The organism is Thaumasiovibrio clandestinus (assembly GCF_047250365.1).
Classification (GTDB): domain Bacteria; phylum Pseudomonadota; class Gammaproteobacteria; order Enterobacterales; family Vibrionaceae; genus Thaumasiovibrio.
Genome location: NZ_JBLBVL010000007.1, coordinates 93104 through 113244 on the forward strand (window position 1 = coordinate 93104; position 20141 = coordinate 113244).

The 20141-nt window shown below is 43.3% G+C and carries 14 protein-coding genes, 2 tRNA genes and 2 pseudogenes; 3 read left to right on the plus strand and 15 right to left on the minus strand.

The annotated features are described in order from the left end of the window. Positions 1 to 4 precede the first annotated feature (4 nt). Entirely contained in the window at positions 5 to 1045 is a 1041-nt protein-coding gene (locus tag ACKLNH_RS11725) for an alcohol dehydrogenase catalytic domain-containing protein (RefSeq protein ID WP_413112445.1), read from the minus strand. Positions 1046 to 1216: 171 nt separating this feature from the next. Here ACKLNH_RS11725 and xylB point away from each other — a divergent pair, with 171 nt between their 5' ends. The 3 genes from xylB to ACKLNH_RS11740 all read left to right on the plus strand — a co-directional run bounded on the left by xylB (position 1217) and on the right by ACKLNH_RS11740 (position 6581). Continuing rightward, the gene (xylB, locus tag ACKLNH_RS11730; protein WP_413112446.1) at positions 1217 to 2695 is read left to right on the plus strand and encodes a xylulokinase; all 1479 of its coding nucleotides are present in this window, start codon (positions 1217 to 1219) and stop codon (positions 2693 to 2695) included. Positions 2696 to 3069: 374 nt separating this feature from the next. Then, entirely contained in the window at positions 3070 to 4593 is a 1524-nt protein-coding gene (locus tag ACKLNH_RS11735) for a sugar ABC transporter ATP-binding protein (protein ID WP_413112447.1), read from the plus strand. Beyond that, positions 4593 to 6581: a substrate-binding domain-containing protein gene (locus ACKLNH_RS11740; protein WP_413112448.1), complete on the plus strand. Its 1989-nt coding sequence runs from the start codon at positions 4593 to 4595 to the stop codon at positions 6579 to 6581. The genes ACKLNH_RS11735 and ACKLNH_RS11740 overlap by 1 nt, the downstream gene beginning before the upstream one ends. A gap of 95 nt (positions 6582 to 6676) precedes the next feature. Here ACKLNH_RS11740 and ACKLNH_RS11745 read toward each other — a convergent pair whose 3' ends face one another. From ACKLNH_RS11745 to ACKLNH_RS11810, 14 genes and pseudogenes are all read right to left on the minus strand, one after another. Beyond that, complete coding sequence (locus ACKLNH_RS11745; RefSeq protein ID WP_413112449.1) at positions 6677 to 7228, minus strand: porin family protein; 552 nt, start codon at positions 7226 to 7228, stop codon at positions 6677 to 6679. A 157-nt stretch (positions 7229 to 7385) separates the two neighbouring features. Then, complete coding sequence (locus tag ACKLNH_RS11750; RefSeq protein WP_413112450.1) at positions 7386 to 8276, minus strand: LysR family transcriptional regulator; 891 nt, start codon at positions 8274 to 8276, stop codon at positions 7386 to 7388. A 302-nt stretch (positions 8277 to 8578) separates the two neighbouring features. Beyond that, positions 8579 to 8669: transfer RNA gene (locus ACKLNH_RS11755), tRNA-Ser, on the minus strand. 108 nt (positions 8670 to 8777) lie between these two features. Further along, positions 8778 to 9770, minus strand: a complete 993-nt coding sequence (locus tag ACKLNH_RS11760; protein ID WP_413112451.1) for a phosphotransferase — start codon at positions 9768 to 9770, stop codon at positions 8778 to 8780. Positions 9771 to 9892: 122 nt separating this feature from the next. Continuing rightward, positions 9893 to 11191: a DEAD/DEAH box helicase gene (locus ACKLNH_RS11765; protein ID WP_413112452.1), complete on the minus strand. Its 1299-nt coding sequence runs from the start codon at positions 11189 to 11191 to the stop codon at positions 9893 to 9895. Between the two features lie 336 nt (positions 11192 to 11527). Continuing rightward, complete coding sequence (locus ACKLNH_RS11770; protein WP_413112453.1) at positions 11528 to 11845, minus strand: PTS fructose transporter subunit IIB; 318 nt, start codon at positions 11843 to 11845, stop codon at positions 11528 to 11530. 566 nt (positions 11846 to 12411) lie between these two features. Beyond that, positions 12412 to 13218, minus strand: coding sequence for an endonuclease/exonuclease/phosphatase family protein (locus ACKLNH_RS11775; RefSeq protein WP_413112454.1), 807 nt, complete (start codon positions 13216 to 13218; stop codon positions 12412 to 12414). An 88-nt stretch (positions 13219 to 13306) separates the two neighbouring features. Next, positions 13307 to 14935: a PTS transporter subunit IIBC gene (locus tag ACKLNH_RS11780; RefSeq protein WP_413112455.1), complete on the minus strand. Its 1629-nt coding sequence runs from the start codon at positions 14933 to 14935 to the stop codon at positions 13307 to 13309. A 59-nt stretch (positions 14936 to 14994) separates the two neighbouring features. Continuing rightward, complete coding sequence (locus ACKLNH_RS11785) at positions 14995 to 16728, minus strand: glycoside hydrolase family 13 protein (protein ID WP_413112582.1); 1734 nt, start codon at positions 16726 to 16728, stop codon at positions 14995 to 14997. Between the two features lie 68 nt (positions 16729 to 16796). Continuing rightward, positions 16797 to 17762 carry a LacI family DNA-binding transcriptional regulator gene (locus tag ACKLNH_RS11790; protein WP_413112456.1) on the minus strand — a complete coding sequence of 322 codons (966 nt, stop codon included), beginning with the start codon at positions 17760 to 17762 and terminating at the stop codon, positions 16797 to 16799. Between the two features lie 156 nt (positions 17763 to 17918). Continuing rightward, positions 17919 to 18638, minus strand: a pseudogene (locus tag ACKLNH_RS11795) (ISAs1 family transposase); the annotation flags it as partial. Continuing rightward, positions 18617 to 19002, minus strand: a pseudogene (locus ACKLNH_RS11800) (IS3 family transposase); the annotation flags it as partial. The pseudogenes ACKLNH_RS11800 and ACKLNH_RS11795, both read right to left, overlap by 22 nt. Before the next feature lie 113 nt (positions 19003 to 19115). After that, the gene (locus tag ACKLNH_RS11805) at positions 19116 to 19454 is read right to left on the minus strand and encodes a hypothetical protein (protein ID WP_413112457.1); all 339 of its coding nucleotides are present in this window, start codon (positions 19452 to 19454) and stop codon (positions 19116 to 19118) included. 208 nt (positions 19455 to 19662) lie between these two features. Then, a tRNA-Ser gene (locus tag ACKLNH_RS11810) sits at positions 19663 to 19753 on the minus strand. Positions 19754 to 20141: the final 388 nt, after the last annotated feature.

Here is a 20141-nt window from a genome sequence, read left to right on the forward strand (position 1 = left end):
TCTCTTAGCTCCACTTTAACAATATTTTGCCATCAGGGCTGTTACCCTTCAGCGATTCAACGCGCTTGATGAACTCGTCTGGTTCATACATGCCATCCACGAGTGCTTCTATGTCAATAAGGTCTTTCGAGAAGAGATCCCGCGCCAGTTGCCACTCCTTTCCAGGGTAAGGTGCCGAGTAATTCATCCAACTACCAAATAGGTGCAATTCTTTACGTAGGATCTGACCAAACTCTTGGTGAGTTAGAGTGAAGTCATTATGTAACGTACCAATTAAGGCAATATTAGCGCGAGGACTAGCTACGTTCAGGCACTGCTTCACCGATGCAACGCTGCCTGCCGTCTCCAAAATAAACTGTTGCTCTCCAGCAAACCTCACTAATGCCATTTGCTCTGCAATATCTTCATCCAGAGAGTTAAAGCAGTAGTCAGCCCCTAACTGTTTAGCCTTCAAAAGCTTTTCTTTACTGATATCAATCGCTGTGACAGTCGCAGCCCCCATCGCTTTCACTGCTTGAACAGCGAGTAAGCCTATCGTTCCAACACCAATAATCACCACATCCTTACCTTCGACGCCTCCCGCCATCAGAATCGGATGCAGGCTGACAGTTAAAGGCTCAAAGAAAGCGCCTTGAAGGGAAGAGACAGTATCATCAAGCACAAAGCAGCACTTTTCTGGCACCTCGACGAATTCAGCATTTCCACCCTGAACTCGAGAACCAATAAAGTCGTAGTCCTTACAAAGACTATAACGTCCTCGTTCGCATTGAGGGCACTCTCCACAAGGAACCAGTGGGGCGCAAGCAATGCGATCACCAACGTTTAGTGATGTTACGTTTTCACCGACTTCAACCACTTCACCCGCAAATTCATGGCCTAAGACAATAGGATAAAAGTGCGCTCCAGAAGCAAAAATTCTTGGTAAGTCAGAACCGCATAACCCCGAGACGTGCACCTTCACAATTACCGAACTTTCCTTCAAAGCCGGTTTGGAAGTTTGTACAACCTCAAGTTTATTATTCGATTTAACAGCAATACTAAGCATCTCATTACCTTTGGATTAATTTAGTTGCTTAAACTTACGAACAACCTTTCGAATACTTATGATTTTATGTATCATACACCTATAATATCAATCGAAAGTTTCGAGTTTTGACGAGTTATGCTTATTTTTTTGTCTTAGATCACAAATTGAATAAATTAGAAAGGACAGCAAATGTATATTGGTATCGATTGTGGCACTCAAGGAACGAAAGCCATTGTATGGCAAGATGACCAGATTATTGGTCAAGGTTACACCCCGCATACCACGATAATGAAACTGGTTGGACAAAGAGAACAAAGCCCTAATGCATGGTTCGAAGCATTAGTTACCTCTATCCAACTCGCCTTCAACGGAATTGAACATCACAAAGCTGCCATAAAAGGCATTGGCGTTTCGGGCCAACAACATGGCCTAGTGTTACTTGATGAAAATGATAATGTGATCCGTGATGCGCTGTTGTGGTGCGACAACCGTCCTCATGACGTATTCTCTGATTTTCAAACATCGAATGAGCTAAATTTTGTCGATAGTATCGGTATTCAGGTTCCTGTCGCGTATACGATTGGTAAGCTGCTTTGGGTGAAAAAAAACGATCAAGCGAGTTATCAAAAGATTCGTAAGATCATGCTGCCACATGATTATCTAAATTGGCGTCTTACTGGAAGGTTTACCATTGAACCGGGCGACGCGTCAGGCTCTGGCTGGTTCGACACACGATCTAAGTCAATCAATCAAGATTTACTAAAACTCATCGGCATCCACAACCAACTAGATCTCCCCGAGGTTATCGATTCAAAAGACGTCGTTGCCAAAATAACCCCCAATATTGCACAGCAACTTGGTTTGAATAACGACGTTATCGTATCAAGTGGTGGCGGTGATAACATGATGGCCGCGATAGGCACTGGCAATATCGATACTGGGCAACTCACTTTGAGTTTGGGCACGTCTGGCACCGTATTTTCTCATTGTCATCAGCAAATCGACAGTAAAATACACCCAGACCTCAATGCCTTTTGTTCATCTAGTAATGGCTACCTTCCCTTAGCCAGTACCATGAATCTTACGACTGCCAACAACCAAGTATTAAACTTGATCAATAAAGACATTGGTGAATTCGACCAAATGTTAAACGCCAGTCCAATCGGCGCTGACGGAATGCTTTGCTTACCCTTCTTTAATGGAGCCCGCCTACCGAATGTACCCAATGCCAACGGAGCGATACTGGGTATCACTGCCAACAACTTATCGCCAACAAATCTCTTCAAAGCCACTGTCGAAGGTGTAACCTTTAAATTGCAACGCGCGGCTAATGTGCTCCAAGACGCTGGAATCGCTTGTGAAAACGCCTGTGTAATTGGTGGCGGGGCGAAGAGTGCCGCTTGGCGACAAATGATAGCAGATATGCTCAATCTACCTCTTTGGACACCACAATCCTCTGAGGCAGCCGCAATCGGTGCAGCACTTCAAGCTTGTTGGGCATATGAAAATCAATATCAAGAAACCGACATCTCCACGATTTGTCGTGAGTCCATCACTGTTGACGCGAGCAAAACAGTATCACCCAACCCGTCAAATGTCGCCTCATACAAAGAGCTCAGCGCTCAATATCACGATACCGTTGATAACTATATGGCCCAATTCCGTTAAACCCAAACTCACGATTAGGCGTCCACTCGCCTAATCGTAATCATTTGAAAGAACGCGAATAACTGAGTTCAGTCATACCATCGGCACACACATAATACGTGACAGCATAAACCCTGCTATACAAATACAAAAAGCCATCAAATACAAAGGCATAAACAAACACATCACTCAATAGATATCGCTATACAGCAATTTCACTGAAATTAAAAATACCCTTTAATATGTGATCAACCCCTGATATTCGTAAGCTTTCGTTACCATCCGAAAGGAGTGACGTATAATATTTAACCAGCGGTCACACGAAATTGGTCTTCGACACACCGCTAACAATCTACATGCTGACGTAACTATCATTCAATTGCCAAGGAACCATTATGAGCCGTCCAATACTCACAATGAGTGGAATCTCCAAAGCTTTCACTGGCGTACAAGCCTTACAAGACGTCAAGATCCAACTTAGGCCAGGAGAAGTCCACGCCTTGATGGGTGAAAACGGCGCTGGAAAATCAACACTGATGAAAGTGTTGATTGGCGTGCACCAAGCAGATGAAGGGCACATTCAATATAAAGGGGAACCTGTTGCATTTGACTCGGTTTTAGATGCACAAAATGCTGGGATCTCAATGATCTTCCAGGAGTTAAACTTAATCCCCCACCTATCTGTCGCTGAAAATATCTTTTTTGCTAGAGAGCCGCTAAAGAACGGGTTGATCGATTACAAAACCATGTGCTCTGAAGCGAAAAAATTACTCAATATGTTCGATATTGACGTAGAGCCCACCGACATGGTCCATACCTTATCGGTTGCAAAGCAACAAATGGTTGAAATTGCCAAGTCTCTGAGCTTCGATGTCGAAATACTTATCATGGATGAGCCAACTTCAGCGTTAACTGACAGAGAGATCGATGCGCTTTTTGAATTAGTCGACAAGCTAAAAGAAAAAGGGGTCGCCATTGTCTATATCTCTCATCGCATGAATGAGCTCAAGCGTATTTGTGATCACATCACCATCTTCCGTGACGGACAGTATGTCTCAAACCACCGTTTCAACGAAATTTCAATGGATGAGATCATCGCAAAAATGGTTGGAAGAACACTGGATAACCATTTCCCTCCGAGACAAGCCGTTATACAAAACGAGCTTGTCTTCTCTGTAATGAATGTGACGCGAGAAGGTGTTTTCGAACCACTAAATTTTGACCTTCGTAAAGGAGAGGTGCTTGCTATCACGGGTCTGGTTGGCGCCAAGCGCACCGAGCTCGCTCGTGCACTGTTTGGTGCCGACAAACTGACAGGTGGCGAATTATTTGTTCATGGCGAAAAACAGGTCATCCGTTCCCCCTCCGATGCCATTAAAGCTGGTGTTGCTTACCTTTCTGAAGACAGAAAACTCAATGGCGTCGCCGTCAGTATGTCCATTCGCGAAAACACCACGATGGCATCCATGGATAAAGTCTGTTCAAGTTTAGGTGTCATCTCCAAACAAGCCGAAGTCGATGCCGCAAATCAGTACATAAAAAAAATGGATATCAAAACACCAACCGTTGAACAACTTGTCAGCAACCTGTCTGGCGGTAACCAACAAAAGGTTGTTATTGGTAAATGGCTGTTTAGAGACGCCAAAGTCATGATTTTTGACGAACCGACTCGCGGTATTGATGTTGGTGCAAAATACGCCATCTACGAATTGCTTGATGAACTAGCATCGCAAGGTATTGGCGTCATTATGATTTCGTCTGAGCTACCAGAGGTGTTAGGTATGTCCGACAGGATCATCGTTATGAAAGAAGGGGTAATGACAGCCATGCTCGATACCGCTGCCACGACTCAGGAAGAAATAATGCATTATGCAACAGGAGTAAAAAATATGTTCCCACAGTATGAGGAGGCAATGTGATGAGCGATAAACAAAAAGAAATGCTTCAGAAACTAGCATCGTTGGGCGGACTCTTTGCTTTGATCGTCGCATTCTCTATTACTAGCCCACACTTTCTTAGCGTAGATAACCTCATGACGGTAGGTCTACAGACATCAACGATCACCATCATTGGTATCGGTGTCATGCTGACAATCCTAACCGGAGGAATAGACCTCTCTCTTGGCTCGGTCATGGCATTATCTGGGGTTACCGCTGCGATGTCAGTCAACGCTGGCATGCCTGTTCCTATTGGTATGGCCATCGGCGTTCTTACTGGGGCATTGTGCGGTTTGTTCAGTGGCTTATGCGTGTCTAAACTTCGCCTCCCCCCTTTCATCGCCACCTTAGGCATGATGATGATAGCTCGAGGTGCGGCGCTATATATTACCAATGCAGCCCCTGTTTCTGGCATGCCAGAATCCTTCTCTTACCTTGGTAACGGTGCGTTATTCCGCATGGTTGAGATCGGCGACAATGGATTCCCAATCGTGAAATTCGCGGGTATCCCTTACCCCGTCATTGTGATGCTACTGGTGGTTGCCGTCTTTGCCTTCCTACTCACCAAGATGCGCCTTGGGCGTTACCTCTATGCCATTGGCTCTAATGAAGAGGCGGCTCGCCTATCCGGTATCGACACCGACAAAGTTAAAACCGCTGCTTATGTCGCCTCTGGCTTCCTTGCTGGTTTAGCGGGTGTGATTATCGCCAGCCGCCTAGTCACAGCACAGCCGAATGGCTCTGTCGCTGCTGAGCTCGACGCCATCGCGTCAGCGGTCGTGGGGGGTACCTCGTTAATGGGCGGAGTCGGAACCGTATCCGGCGCCGTTATTGGCTCATTCATTATTGGTGTGTTGAGAAACGGCCTCAATATGAATGGCGTAAGCTACTTTGTTCAACAAGTTGTCATTGGTGGCGTCATCATCGCGACTGTCGCCTATGACCAATACCGTATGCACCAAACCAAAAAAGTAAAAAAACCTACTGCAAAATCCAAGAAGGATGTGAAAGATATGAAAGTTAATAAAATTGCTACTATCGCTACTCTGGGTCTCGCGTTCATGTTTGCTGGGCACTCAGGTGATGCCATCGCTGCACAAAAAGAAATCGCTGTCGTGGTGAAAACAGAAAACTCAAACTTCTGGCAAAATGTAAAAGGGGGGGCGATTGATGCATCTAAAACGCTTCCTGCCTATAACGTGACTTTCCAAGGCCCAGCGGCGGAAACCGCCGTGGATGAGCAGGTAAACATGATTCAAAACGCGCTAAACCGTGGTGTAGCAGGGCTTGTTGTTGCACCAACAGACCCAAACGCTCTGGTTCCCGCACTTAAAAAAGCGTGGGAAAAAGGCGTTCCAGTTGCGTTGATTGATTCTGGCTTGAATGATGATGGCAAATATCACCAAGCATTCCTATCAACCGATAATCGCGCCGCTGGCAAGTTAGCTGCTGAAGAGATGATCAAATTGCTAGACGGAAAAAAAGGCAAAGTGGCCATGATGAGTTTCACCGCAGGCTCTGGTTCAGCGATGGAACGTGATGGCGGCTTCCAAGAAACAATTGAAGCGGCAGGTTATGAAGTTATCGGCCCATACTACTCAAATGCAGATATGGTAACAGCCCTAAACCAAACCGTTGATGTGTTAGCGTCAAACAGTGATATCGTGGGAATTTTTGGCTCTAACGAGCCCACCGCAGTTGGTATGGCTCGCGCAATTCAGCAACGTGGTTACACTGGCAAAATTGCAGCCGTTGCGTTTGACGGTAACGCAGATATCCAACAGTTCATCCGTGATGGCGTCCTAAACGGTGCGATTGTTCAGTCTTCTTATGGCATGGGTAACATGGGTGTTGAAGCGGTTTCGCAAATTATCAGTGGCGAAAAAGTATCTTCTTACATTGATACCGGTGTTGTCTACGTGACTAAAGACAACATCGACTCAGAGAAAGCACAATCTGTACTGTATTAATTTACTAACTGTAATGCAAAACAGTGCTGATCCCCAAATGCCGCTCACATAAATGTGCGTGGCATTTTTCATCTTATCGATAATTTTTCGTAAGACTAGAAGCGATACCCAAACGACCAAGAAACGGTACTGTAATCCGTATTATCATAGTTCGAGAAATCAAATCTAAAGTCTGAGTAGATATGGTTTCCAATATCAGCCCGAATACCTGCGCCGACAATAAAACTAATATCATTAAAAGACTCTCTACGTTTATTATTATCACTGGCTAGTATATTTTTTTCTCTCTGTCGCGCTAGGCCTAGTATTCCATATGGTTTTATTGCATAGCCGTTAAGGTCGAATTTTTGGCCAATATCAGTATCAAATTTTAAATTATATCCGTCTATCTCAGAGCTTATGTCTCTAGGCTTTTGACTATCCGTGTTAGTAGAATAAGATAAGTTGATACCAAAAACGTGGTTAAACTCATAGCCATATTCAATTCGAAGCCCATCCCCCCAGTCTGACCCTGCATACTGCAACCAATTGGGGTTTTCCGTACTAGCATAGCCAATGCCTACACGATGCTGACTTTCAAAACCATTTGCGAATATTGATGTAGAAAAAAGTGACAGGAAAATAAGCGTGCTCGGTGCTGTTTTCATTAATACCTCAGTATAGATTCGAACATCCTTGTCGTGAATTGTCCGCTTGAAATGAACGCATCTTATTAAATGCATATTGCTTTATCTAATACAAATACCTTAACACCTTAATAATCAAATCTTATTGCCTCACAAATCCAATTAATTAGAGAAGCGTTTATTTACTTTTTTCCTGCTCGATAACGTGTTGAACTTCGCCGACCAACCACTTAATCAGCTCCGTGTCTCGGTATTTAATATGAAAGTATGCGTATATATGATTTTTATATGGAACGCCTTTAATTAAAGGCGTAATTGATTTGAGTGATGGAAAACGATGAATCGGAAAGAGGTCTGAATGAGGCATAAAAAAATCAGTCTGTTCAACAACATCAACCAATGCCATTACCAACTCTGAACGAAAACCTATTTTAGGGCTCAAGCCTTGCTCTTCCATTAACAGAGCGGCCTCAATAAAGTGGTCGTTATATCCAGGGGTTATCACTGATGCGATGGGATAGGGCTCCATATCTTTTGGTGTAACGGTTTCCGTTTGAATTGGATGTTGACGATTTACAATAACCTTCGCTTCCAGTTCGGCCACTTGTTCTATATGAACGCCCTGCACTGGCTTTTGTTTGAGAGTGACCCCCAAAGTAATTTCGTCGTTTTGTAATCTGCTCATTGAGCTTTCTGTCCAAGACAGCAATTCAAGCGTCGCGTGTGGTGCTACTTTGGAAAAGTGATTGTATAGTGAACCAGATAAGCAGACCAACACAGCTGGAGCCACCGCAATTCTTAGCGTTGAATTAAGCGCAAGCGGATCAAAAGTTCGATCTTTATTGAGGACGTTAGATAAGCCATCTAGGTAAGGAGCAATATCTTTAGCGAGCTCAATGGCAAATGGGGTCGGCTTTAGTCCACTAGGTACTTTTACAAATAACTCATCATCAATTTGAGCGCGCAATTTTTGTAAAGATTGGCTAATCGCGGGCTGTGATACATAGAGACGCTCAGCCGCTTTTCTGGTATTAAGCTCTTGAAATAATATCGAGAACGTCCTTAACAAGTTTAAATCTATACTTAAAAAAAAGTCTTTAGCCAAGTGATGTTACTCTACTCTTATTTTGTCGATTATTCTCACCATTAAGCGCGTAGTGTGCGCTTAACAGTTCCACGATAAGCTTAGCTTATTGTGCCGGCAAGCAATAGGATTTCCATCCATGTGTATCACTTAAGGTAAGCATAGGCGTGTGTAGTAGATGCTTGAGGAGGCCTTCAATAGATAGTCTAAGTCAATCCAAATTGGGAACTTAGCTTGGTCTAGATATGAAAAAAGCCGCTGAATTATCAGCGGCTTTTTTCTTAATGTGGCGGAGAGATAGGGATTTGAACCCTAGATACGCTATTAACGTATGCCGGTTTTCAAGACCGGTGCTTTCAACCACTCAGCCATCTCTCCGTTGTGGGACGCATAATATAGCGGCTTGGTAAAACTGTAAAGCCCTGAATGCAATAAAACAGTTCAAGTGGTTACTTCTCAAACAAACAAGGCTTAACTCGAGCAATCTTACCCACATTTTCCATCAATCGCTAACATATCCAGTGCCCGCCGCGTCACGCTTTCAGTGTAAGCATTGATCTTCCAGTGGTCTGGGCACCACCCTTTCACAAAACGCTGAAAGTCCGCCCAGGCAATAAAGTACAATGGGCGCCATGCTTCTTCAACCGCTGCGCCATTGATGTCAGGGTGATAGTGTGCCAATGCCAACCTTAGTGCAGAAAAATAGTGATTCAAGTAACCCTCAATCTCCAACTCCGTTTCGGTAAAAGTAAAAACACTGCTGAAGAAGAGGCAAACGTCCTTCATTCCACACCCTGTCCCAACGTACTGAAAGTCGACGGCTGCAACCGAGCATAAATCCTCAGTAAAACAAAAATTGGCCAATTTAGCGTCGCCGTGCACCAAGGTTTGAAAAGGCGCCTCGCTCAACACGGTATCAATCTGTTTCGCGGCGCTTTTCAGTGGGCTGTCTGCGAGCGCTGCAAGTTCATCCGGGCGCGTTGCCAAATGCCAATAGGTTCCGGTTGACCAGAGCTCTGATATAAGATGATGCATATACTGCGCATGAAAATGTGCCAACCATGTTAAAACAGTATGTATCACTGTTGCGCTGACTGGCGGATTAGTTTGAGGGAACCCTTTAGTGCTCAGATCTTCTAAGATCAATAGCACCTCTTGCCCGCGGTGTTCTGCATACAGGCATCTCGGCAACGCCGATTGACACTGCTGCGCATACTCTCGATACCAAGTAAGCTCGACATCATAAGAGCGTAGCTTTCTTTGATGAGACAACGACGAATTCCACCCTCGCGGATGGCGGCTTGGTTGAGGCAATTGAATATGTTTGACGATAACAGAAGCGGGTTTAGCGTTATCAAAGTGAATTCGGCACAGGTCACCATAGCCACCCCACAATGATTGAATCGACGTAACTGTATAACCCCCGTCTAACCCCAAAAGGGCAGCGACACGCTCCGCCAGTTTGTTGGTCTTTTGCATACATCCTCTCATTGTTGTCGCCAAACAGTATAACCAGTCGACGTGCTACGAAGAATTCACCAAGTTAAAGGCAATAAAAAGCCGCTGTCTATAAAACAGCGGCTTAGAGTGCGTGCTTAACGTTACTTTTTAAGTGACGTAATGGTCGCTTTGTTTTTAATAGCGCGACGAAGGCGGGCACGTCGCTCTGCCGACGCTTGATCACTGTCGTTCGGGTTATTCGTTCGGCCTTTGCGATTTTTAAATTCTGGCTTGCTGTTCATCTTCTCCACAAGCGCATCGCGACTTTTCGGCTCATAGCCAGCCAATTGAACACGATGAATTCGCTGACCAATTAAGTTCTCAATTTGTACTAATGTTAGCTCTTCTTCACGACTAACAAACGAGACTGCGTGACCGCGTTGCCCAGCTCGACCGGTTCGACCAATGCGGTGAACGTAATCTTCAGCAAGGAATGGCATGTCGTAGTTCACTACATGAGGAAGTCCTTGGATATCTAGGCCTCGCGCAGCCACTTCGGTTGCTACCATGACACGTGCCTTACCAGATTTAAACTCATCCAGAGCTCGGCGGCGTGCACTTTGTGCTTTATCGCCGTGGCATAGAACCGCTTTAATCCCGTCAAGCTTTAGCTCATTCACCAGCTGATTTGCTGTTTCCTTATAGTTAACAAACACCAGCACTTGCTGCCAATTTTTCTTACCAATAAGCTCAGACAACATTTCACGCTTACGCTCTTCATCAACTGGATAAACAACATGTGCCACCGTATCAGCCGTCGTATTTTCGCGAGTCACCGAAATACGCTTAGGTTTCTTTAATAACTCATTCGCTAGCGTATTCATCTGACTAGATGACGTTGCTGAAAATAGCATGGTTTGCGGCGTGGTCCGGACTTCACCCATGATTGAACGGATTTCAGAAATGAATCCCATATCGAGCATGCGATCCGCTTCATCAAACACTAAGAATTCAAGGTTAGCCAACGAAACATTATTCAGGCTCATGTGCTCAAGCAACCGGCCCGGCGTGGCAACAAGGATATCAAGGCCTTTTTCAAGCACACGCTCTTGCGACGACATTTTTGTGCCGCCATAAATGGCAGCAGATTGAATATTGGTATATTTACAATAATCAGAAATATTGCTCGCAATCTGCGCAGCCAGCTCGCGAGTTGGTGCCAAAATAAGTGCACGAACGTTGAAGCGATTTCTCGGCTTTGGTTGGTCGAGTATCTGTTGGATAATCGGCAGTGAAAAGGCCGCAGTTTTACCTGTTCCCGTTTGGGCATTAGCCAGAATGTCATTACCACGTCGCGCGTGAGGAATGGCTTGCTTCTGAATGGGCGTGAGTTTTTCATAACCGCACTCGGTTAGTGCCTGCACTAATTCTGGTGAAAAACTTTGTGATGAAAATGACATTCTTTGTTCCTGCAGCAAACGGCAACGCAGTCACACGAGATGGTTAAGGGCAAAAACCTGCACGTGTAATCTCATGCCGAACGAAAATATGGTGGCGAATTATATAGTAATAATGCCGCCATGTGCGTATTTATTTTATACCACTTACGCACGACTCGTGTGACTTCATCAACGCAACCAACCCAATCATCGCAGAAAAAAAGCTCCCTCTGGGAAGAGGGAGCTTCAGGAACACAATCGATCATGGTTCGAGGACTCAATGATCACCGGTTTATTTCTCTACGGCTTTATCGACTATCACTTAAGTGCGACATTACTGTGGTAAAGCATTTATGCTTACGCTACAGAAACTTGCTGCAATTTACATCGATTAATCACACTAACGGGATCGATTAAAACTTCTTCAATAGTCACGCAGTGGATCTTGCTGCCAGTGAAGCGGGCACGGTGTTCAACCTCAATATCAGACGCAATCAAAACGGCATCTGCGTTGCCTATATCCTGGTTGCTAAGCGGATTTTCAATTCCCATCGCGCCTTGAGTCTCTACCAGCATCTGTATACCCAATTGCTGAGCAGCATTGAGCAATTTAGATGCCGCCATATAGGTATGGGCAATCCCTGTTGGACAAGCGGTAACAGCGACAATCTTCATGGATCTTTCGCCTCTTATATTTTGTTATGTTTCTCGTTTGTACCTTTTCCAGCGCGAATAATCTAGTTAGATAGGTAAGTTTGGCGCAATGCGCAGGACAAAGTTTGATCACTCTCACCGATACGCCACGATCCATCGGTACCGTACCTTCATAACTCAATGCAGCAACTTTCATTTTTTATGGCGAGTTAATCAATCTAAATATTGATAAAAACGCAGCGTCTTGCTTGATATCGCTTTGGGGAAGGCGATAAGAATACAAGCTCTGAGTATGTGATTGGTCTGCGCTAAGATTCACCAGTGGCTGACCTCGACTCCTACTACCCTAGAACTTCGCTTATTAATACTCGCCCCGTGGGATCATGGGGCTGATACTTAATAGTTTATAGTAATGCCAAATGTGATATATCGCATTCAACTTAATAAGGTGGTCAGACTTTGCGTAGTAATATTCGTTAAGGTCAAGTCGTATACTATCGCTATTTTAACAAGCAAGAGTGACAAGATACTTAGCCGGATTAGCGTCAGTATTAGAATTTATATAAACTGCGATAAGCTAATAAATATTAAGAAATTTCTACTTCCACCAACACCCCAAAGTGATCCGATACAACCGGATAAAACTCGTTATTAAAAATCACCTGATGCTGCTTTACCACCGCCGATTGATTACTAAGGATCAAATCAATTCGTAGCGCCTGGCTATTTTGTTCCCAACCATCAATATTTTTAATCACAGTGATTCCGGCATCTTTTTTTTCTGCCATTTCATAACAATCAATTAAACCGCGCTGCAATACATAATCATAACCTTCATTGCGTATATGGCTTGGGTTGTTGAAATCACCTAATAGAAAGCTCAATCCTGTTGATAATGTTGCCGTGATTCGGTTGAACTGATCCTCAAATGGGTTATCTGAGTCATTCCACCACCCACAATGACAGTTATAAAAATCGAATTCACCTTGTTGAGTAGCGACTTTAATACGCACTGATCGCCTATGCTTCCAAAAGCTCACATCGTAGTTATCATTTAGGTCAATGACCTCATGTTCCAAAATGGGCAGTCGCGTCAAAAATGCAAGCCCCTCTTGGTATACTTCATAACTTTGGTGAACGAAATCCCACGTAAGTTGGTAGTGATAACCGTATTCTATAAGTTTTTGCTGTAATAAATAACCATAGTTATCAGCTAATACAGTGTGATTAGTTAATATATTGTCATCAACGACCGGGCTATCTTGATGTTGATTAACTTCTTGTAATGCAATCACATCGCACCCTTGTTCGATAATGGCTTGCGCGACCATATCCAACTTTTCTAGCTGTTTATCTTCTTGCCAACTGTGGGTATTTAGCGTCATTAACTTCATTTATTATTCGCTTATTTAATTTGCTGAGATAAAACGCAGCTTCAAGGCTGCGTTTCTCGAGGTTGCTCGATCTAAGATAGAGAACGGATTACACTGGTTGTGCTGAAAACTTTTCAATTAACCTAGATTTAATCACATCCACCCCTGGACCATAAATAACTTGTACGCCCTGTTCTTTAACCACAGCTCCAAGTGCACCCGTCGGCTTCCATAACGAATATTCGGCAACCAATAGCGGATCATTAACTGTAATACGTAAGCGAGTCATACAAGCATCAATCTCAGCAATATTGCCACGCCCTCCTAAATTCTGAATGATAATGTCGAGCTTCTCATCTTCCGATACGGCTTCTGCACTTTCATCTAGGTAGTTACCCATACGGCCCGGTGTTGGTAACTTAAACTTCACAATCAGCAAGCGGAATAAGCTGTAGTTAACAACAAAGAAAACAATAGAAACCAATGCGAAACGGATTAAATCACCACCGATGCCTGCTGAAACCATCATCGGTATACGAGTGAATAATTCAATCAAACCAAAGGCATGTACACGCAGATCCATCACATCCACCAATGCAAATGCAACACCTGTTAACAGCGCATGTGCAACATACAAAACAGGAGCAATAAACATGAACATGAATTCAATCGGTTCAGTCACGCCGGTTAATAACACCGCAAGACACGCAGATAAAAACATCGGTTTATATTGCTTACGCTTATCATTATCAACACAGTGATACATCGCAAGGCCAATACCAATCAATGATGACGCAGCGATAATGACCTGACCCGCTTTAAAACGTGCAGGGTGCACAGTATCCAATAAATGCTGATAAGTTGCCGGATCGCTTAATTTAAGGTTATTCAAATCACTTACCCAAGCAAGCCACAATGGATCTTGACCATAAACACTTGAGCCCGCACTTGCCCCTGTCAAAAGCTCGTAAGAACCACCCAACTCGGTGTAATTCATTGGAATGGTTAAGGTGTGATGTAAACCAAACGGCAATAATAAACGCTCTAACGTACCGTACAAGAAAGGAGCCGCGATGGGCGCAGTATCTTTAGAGGTTGCAATCCACTGACCAAAATCATTAAGTGCACCTTGAATTAAAGGCCATACTATCGATAAAACAAGTGCGATGAACACCGAATAGAAAATCACCATAAAAGGCACAAAACGCTTACCGTTGAAAAATGCTAATGCCTCAGGTAACCGAGAGAAATCATAGTAACGGTTATATAAGTTGGCACCTAAATAGCCAGACATAATACCGATAAACACACCCATATTTAGCGCCGGTGCGCCTAAAATATTAGTAAAAAATTGAGAGACAGGTAACTCAGAACCAAATAAGCTCATCACAACCGCCCCTGGATCACTGAGCATAGCGTTATCTACGCCCAATATAACCCCAGTGATACGATTGATTAAGATAAAGGCAATCAGAGCGGCAAATGCACCTCCTGCACGTTCTTTAGCCCATGAGCCACCAATAGCGACAGCAAATAATAGGTGAAGATTAACTATGATCCCCCAACCTATGTTTTCCATAATAGCGCCTAGTGTTTCAATGGCACCGATACCACCCGCATACATTGCGACAACTTTACCTAGTGATATCATGATACCAGCTGCAGGCATCACCGCGATAACAACGATAAGGGACTTCCCAAATCGTTGCCAAAAATCAAACGATAGTAACTTACTCACAAATAACTCCTTGATTCAAGTACAGGCAAACGTTATCAACGCCTTGCCATAAATATAATTTAATGCTTTCTTACAAATATATACGCTGCATAAGCGGGGGCTATTTGCGTCGTTATAAAATCAGAACGAATGTGTTCATTATTAATATTTTGGTTATCAAGCATTAACTCCCCTAATAGTGTACTGTCGATATTAACGAAGCTCTCTTGTGCACTTAAATTGGTAATAATGGTCCATGTCATATCTTGAGCAACACGTTGATAAGCATAGATATTAGGATCGTTAGGTAGCAGTAATTGATAGCGGCCAACCACTAAGCTTTCATTTGATTTACGTAGAGCAATCAACTGCTTATAAAAATTCAAAATCGAATTTGGATCTTTCTGTTGTTGCTCAACATTGATATCTGCGTACTGTTGATTAGCAGAAAACCAAGGTTGCACCTCGGAAAAACCGGCAAAGTCCTGGCCACTCCATTGCATTGGTAAACGACTATGGTCACGGGATACTTGATTTAACAACGCTAAGATATTTTCGTCGCTGTGCCCTTGTTGCGTTAACTTTTGAATTAAATTTCTAGCAGACACATCATTAAAGTCGTTAAGAGAAGTAAACTGATGATTTACCATGCCGATCTCTTGGCCCTGATAAATAAACGGAGTACCTTTCATCAAAAAATAACACGTTGCTAACGCGGTAGCACTGCCATACCAATAATCAGGATCAGCAAAGGTATCAATACTACGAGCTTGATCGTGGTTCTCTAAATAAAGCGCATTCCAGCCTTTGCCTTCTAATGCATCTTGCCAACGCGATAAAATGCGTTTGAACTCCACTAGATCAAAATGCCCGTTGCTTTGCTCTTCTGACCATAGTTTCATATGTTCAAACTGAAAAATCATGTTAAAAACACCACCTTGATCATGCTCGGTAGCTTCGGCAACCCAAGGTAATGCGTTGTCAGCAGTAACCCCATTTGCCTCACCAACTGTCACAATATCAAAGGGCGCAAACGCCTGTTCTTTTAACTCATACAGATGCTTCTCAATACCTTTAACATTCATGTGATAATCAAATGAAGAGACATAATTTTCACCCTTTGGATTGGGTAAAGAAGGTAAACCAGCTTGTTTCTGAATATGGCTAATCGCATCCACACGGAAACCATCAATACCACGTTCCAACCACCAATGAATCATTTTAAATAATGCTTGTTTAACTTCAGGATTTTCCCAGTTAAGATCAGGCTGTTTTTTAGAAAATAAGTGCAAATAATATTGTGCAGTTTTGTTATCATATTCCCATGCACTTCCATGAAAAATACTTTCCCAGTTATTTGGTTCGCAAGTCGGTTTTTCAGCTGTAGGCTCACAACCATCACGCCAAATATACCAATCACGCTTAGGGCTATCTTTGTTATCTCGAGACTCGATGAACCATGGATGCTCATCGCTGGTGTGGTTGATCACTAAATCCATAATAATGCGAATGCCACGTTCATGAGCAGCATTGATTAATTTATCCACATCCTCAAGGGTTCCAAAGTCTGGATGAATGGCTTGATAGTCACTAATATCGTAACCGTTATCATCATTCGGTGATGCATAAAATGGACATATCCATACTAAATCAACGCCCAAATCAGCTAGATAATCCAGCTTGGCAATGATTCCCTTAATATCACCAATACCGTCTTGGTTTGTATCATAAAAACTACGGGGATAAATTTGGTAGGCGGTCGCTTTCTTCCACCACGCAAGTGGTTTTGAGTGCATATTATTGGCGCGTGTCATCAATTCTACTTCTTGTGTTATCGTTAACACAGGAGATTAAATGGAATTTATTTAGACTCAATGTAATTTCAAAGGAACTGTGAGCTCTCTCTCATTTTTAAATCGAATGTGCCTTCAACCGAACTGAAATCGCGCTTTATCAATTTTTTAACAGCTTGGTAGCCCACTTGATAATAATTAAAACCGACAGTAGTAAGGCTAGGGACTAACAAATCGCTGTAGTCATAGTCTCCCATGCCTACAATCCACAAGTTATGACCAATTTTTAATTGCTGTTCTTTGGCCCGACGATATAAACGTATGGCAATATTATCGGTGGCACAAAAATAGACATTATTGGGCTGTAATTGAATGGCTTGGTAGCCGTTTTTTTGCTCCGAGTTGGCCAGTGCTTGTAACGAAAAATTCAACTCAGGTACGGTGTCAGTAATGGTTGTCTGCATCAATTTAGTACGGCTTGAAAGCATACGCTCATCATAAATATAATGTACGGCTGCAAGCGGTGCCTGCTGCTGTTTTAACTGAGTGATGGTTTGTGATACTAATGCTTTAATCGCGGCATGATCTGGGTAATATAAGCAGCAGTGATGGGGTGTGTTTTTGCCAATAAATAACACATTGTCTAAGGTTTGATAAAAAGTCTCTTCGACGCTGTGCTTTGAAGCAATAATAATCGTGCCCAATGCATTTAAGCCATTAAACTCTCTCACAGCTTGGCATTCTGACTCATGGTCAAACCCTGAGGCGTGAAACAGCATGCGTACTTGTGATTCATTGGCAGCAGCCAGCGCCCCTTTAATAACTAAACTCGTTGTATAGGACTCAATGCGAGGAGCCACGAAACCGATAATATTAGATTGGCTACGAATGGAACGAGCAAAAATATTAGGGGTGTAATGACTTTCTTTGACGATCGCATCAATTTTTTGGCGATTTTCGGCCGAGACATAACCGTCATTAAAGTAACGAGACACGGTCATTGTTGAAATCCCAAGCCGTCTTGAAATCTCTGCCATGGTCATTTTTTTACTCATCGCATATTTCCTTCAATAATGTACTATTGCCATATTATCCAATATATTGGCTGACAACACAGTAAATATAACAGGGTGACCGCATAAGTGTTTAATTATTGCTCTCTACATTAAGGTCTGCACTCAAGGCCAGGTGGCAAGCACACTTCGATCAATTTATACCCCAAAGAAGACTCGAGCACGATAATCGTCGTTCCAACCAGCTTTCTTCAATTTTACTTTTTGGCTTGGCGCAGCACAATCACATTGCTTCAGCATGTTCATCACAAAGCGTCTAAACGACGCTATATTTTCTACGGTACCATCTAACGAGATCCGTGAGTTACCCTCTAAACAACATCTAAACGTAATGCTGGCTATTTTCAACACGCCAATGTTGACGAATATAGTGGCCTAACAATTTGTGAATCGGCGACATAAAGCTTATGTAACAGGAGGTGTCTACGCTGCCTTTTACGTTAATAACATCAAGCAGTTGGCATACAACGCTGATCTCGCTATTCTTGCTCTCAGTAGGCTGTTGACTCAGAACGAGGTCACGTTCAGTATCGTAGGCAGTGACCAATTGTAACGCTGTGTTTTTGTCATTTCGGTATGAGCCACGCAACACTTTTCCATCGAATGCGATGATCGGCTTGTGTTGACTCGTGCGTTGCTCGTTAATCCAGAGGGCCTATGCCTCTAGCAAAGACTCTGCGACAACTGAACGCAAAATATGGGCTATTGTATGTCGACGTGGAATGCCATGTTCAAATGGTCTGTGTTTCCTCAACCAATCTAGTTTATCTTTACTTACAATTCAATATCTTACCACCCTTCGCATCCAGATGAGATGGTGCTAACTACAAGGAACATAACGTCTCTAAGGTCATGCTGGCTGAAATCGTCTTAATATTGTGTGCATCACCATTATCTGCCAACTCTTTTTGAATGCGCCTCGAACCATCATGCGCTTTACTCTCGCTGAAAGCGTTATGAACCTTCGAGTCAAGTGCTTGCTGGGCAACTCTACGTGGCGGCGTCTTGTGGCGATGTTTCAACCAATAATAAAACCCACTTCGCGACACCTGGAGCACCGAAGCCAAGCGTGTAACGCTGAAATACAGGAAGTGCTCAAGGATAAATTCGTACCGTTCTATTTTAGATTCTTGGTGAAGTAGGTGGCTTTTTTTACGATTTCTAGCTCCTCAGCCTGTTCGGCTAGAAGCCGCTTCAATTTTACATTTTCAGCGGCAGTTCTTTTTTCTTGTTTGTCATAGTTCACCTCGTTAGTGATTGTACTCACTTAACGCCGTGTCCAAACTGCTGGGGCGGATCTCACTCTAGTTGATGGCAGGTTAAATAATAAACCCGTCAAGCTTTTTTGCTATCAATGGAGAGCTTCAGATTGCCTCGATACGGAAAAGTGCTGTGCACATCTTGGCTAGTAATGCCTTCTGGAAGGTCAGATTCAAATTCATCCACAAAATTGACATCAGCGTCGAAAACAGTTGGCTCTGCACTAACAGGTTTTTGAATTGGTCTCAGTGGCGTAGACGGGATAATGTAGAAAGACTGCTCTCTGATAGCCTGAATACGCTGGTTAAACGCGGATTTGAAATCTTTGTAAGTAATAGGGTGCAGAGTTTGGCAAGCAAAGAACGCTTGCTTGATACAAGCTGCGATATCGAAGTTACGCTGACATAGCAACATGACGGTCTTTAGTCATGAGCGAGACTTTTATATCGAACGGATAGCCCTGCTTTAGAAGGGGTTTAGGAGTGCAAACGTGAGAAAAATATAAGCCGTTTGTAGATTTTAAAAGGTACATTGATCCACCTCATCGGAGAAGATAGAGGGTTTGCAATATTCAGATACGAAAAAGCCCTTGAAACTCAAGGGCTTAATGCGTTTTAGAATGTGGCGGAGAGATAGGGATTTGAACCCTAGATACGCTATTAACGTATGCCGGTTTTCAAGACCGGTGCTTTCAACCACTCAGCCATCTCTCCGTGTGGTGCGCATAATAATAGGGCTTCTGAGCGGTGTAAACTATTTTTTTAGCATTTAGCGCGCGACTGCTGCAAATGCAAACAAGTTGATTAACAGACGTTCAATTCAATTACTTATTCGCCAAAAACAGAAAAGCCGCACGTTGAAGTGCGGCTTGAGTTAAACGAACTTTCTCTAGGGTGCTATCCCACTCATTACGTTGAGTATGCCGTTGTCTAGCCTAGCATTCAGGCTGCACGTGTATAAGGGATAGCTTCATTCACTATTTTTCTGTGTATCACCAAATTGTTAAGGTAACCTACCCTGAGCCTCACGATTAACGCAATGAAACGCTTAACCTCCGTAAGCCTAGATGAACTTTATGGCTCATTTAAGTTACAATATAAT

Bases quoted from the DNA above. Each gene is read 5' to 3' on its own strand.
- ACKLNH_RS11725 (WP_413112445.1), bottom strand. From the start codon at position 1,045: ATGCTTAGTATTGCTGTTAAATCGAATAATAAACTTGAGGTTGTACAA.
- xylB (WP_413112446.1), top strand. From the start codon at position 1,217: ATGTATATTGGTATCGATTGTGGCACTCAAGGAACGAAAGCCATTGTA.
- ACKLNH_RS11735 (WP_413112447.1), top strand. From the start codon at position 3,070: ATGAGCCGTCCAATACTCACAATGAGTGGAATCTCCAAAGCTTTCACT.
- ACKLNH_RS11740 (WP_413112448.1), top strand. From the start codon at position 4,593: ATGAGCGATAAACAAAAAGAAATGCTTCAGAAACTAGCATCGTTGGGC.
- ACKLNH_RS11745 (WP_413112449.1), bottom strand. From the start codon at position 7,228: ATGAAAACAGCACCGAGCACGCTTATTTTCCTGTCACTTTTTTCTACA.
- ACKLNH_RS11760 (WP_413112451.1), bottom strand. From the start codon at position 9,770: ATGCAAAAGACCAACAAACTGGCGGAGCGTGTCGCTGCCCTTTTGGGG.
- ACKLNH_RS11765 (WP_413112452.1), bottom strand. From the start codon at position 11,191: ATGTCATTTTCATCACAAAGTTTTTCACCAGAATTAGTGCAGGCACTA.
- ACKLNH_RS11770 (WP_413112453.1), bottom strand. From the start codon at position 11,845: ATGAAGATTGTCGCTGTTACCGCTTGTCCAACAGGGATTGCCCATACC.
- ACKLNH_RS11775 (WP_413112454.1), bottom strand. From the start codon at position 13,218: ATGAAGTTAATGACGCTAAATACCCACAGTTGGCAAGAAGATAAACAG.
- ACKLNH_RS11785 (WP_413112582.1), bottom strand. From the start codon at position 16,728: ATGACACGCGCCAATAATATGCACTCAAAACCACTTGCGTGGTGGAAG.
- ACKLNH_RS11790 (WP_413112456.1), bottom strand. From the start codon at position 17,762: ATGAGTAAAAAAATGACCATGGCAGAGATTTCAAGACGGCTTGGGATT.
- ACKLNH_RS11805 (WP_413112457.1), bottom strand. From the start codon at position 19,454: ATGTTGCTATGTCAGCGTAACTTCGATATCGCAGCTTGTATCAAGCAA.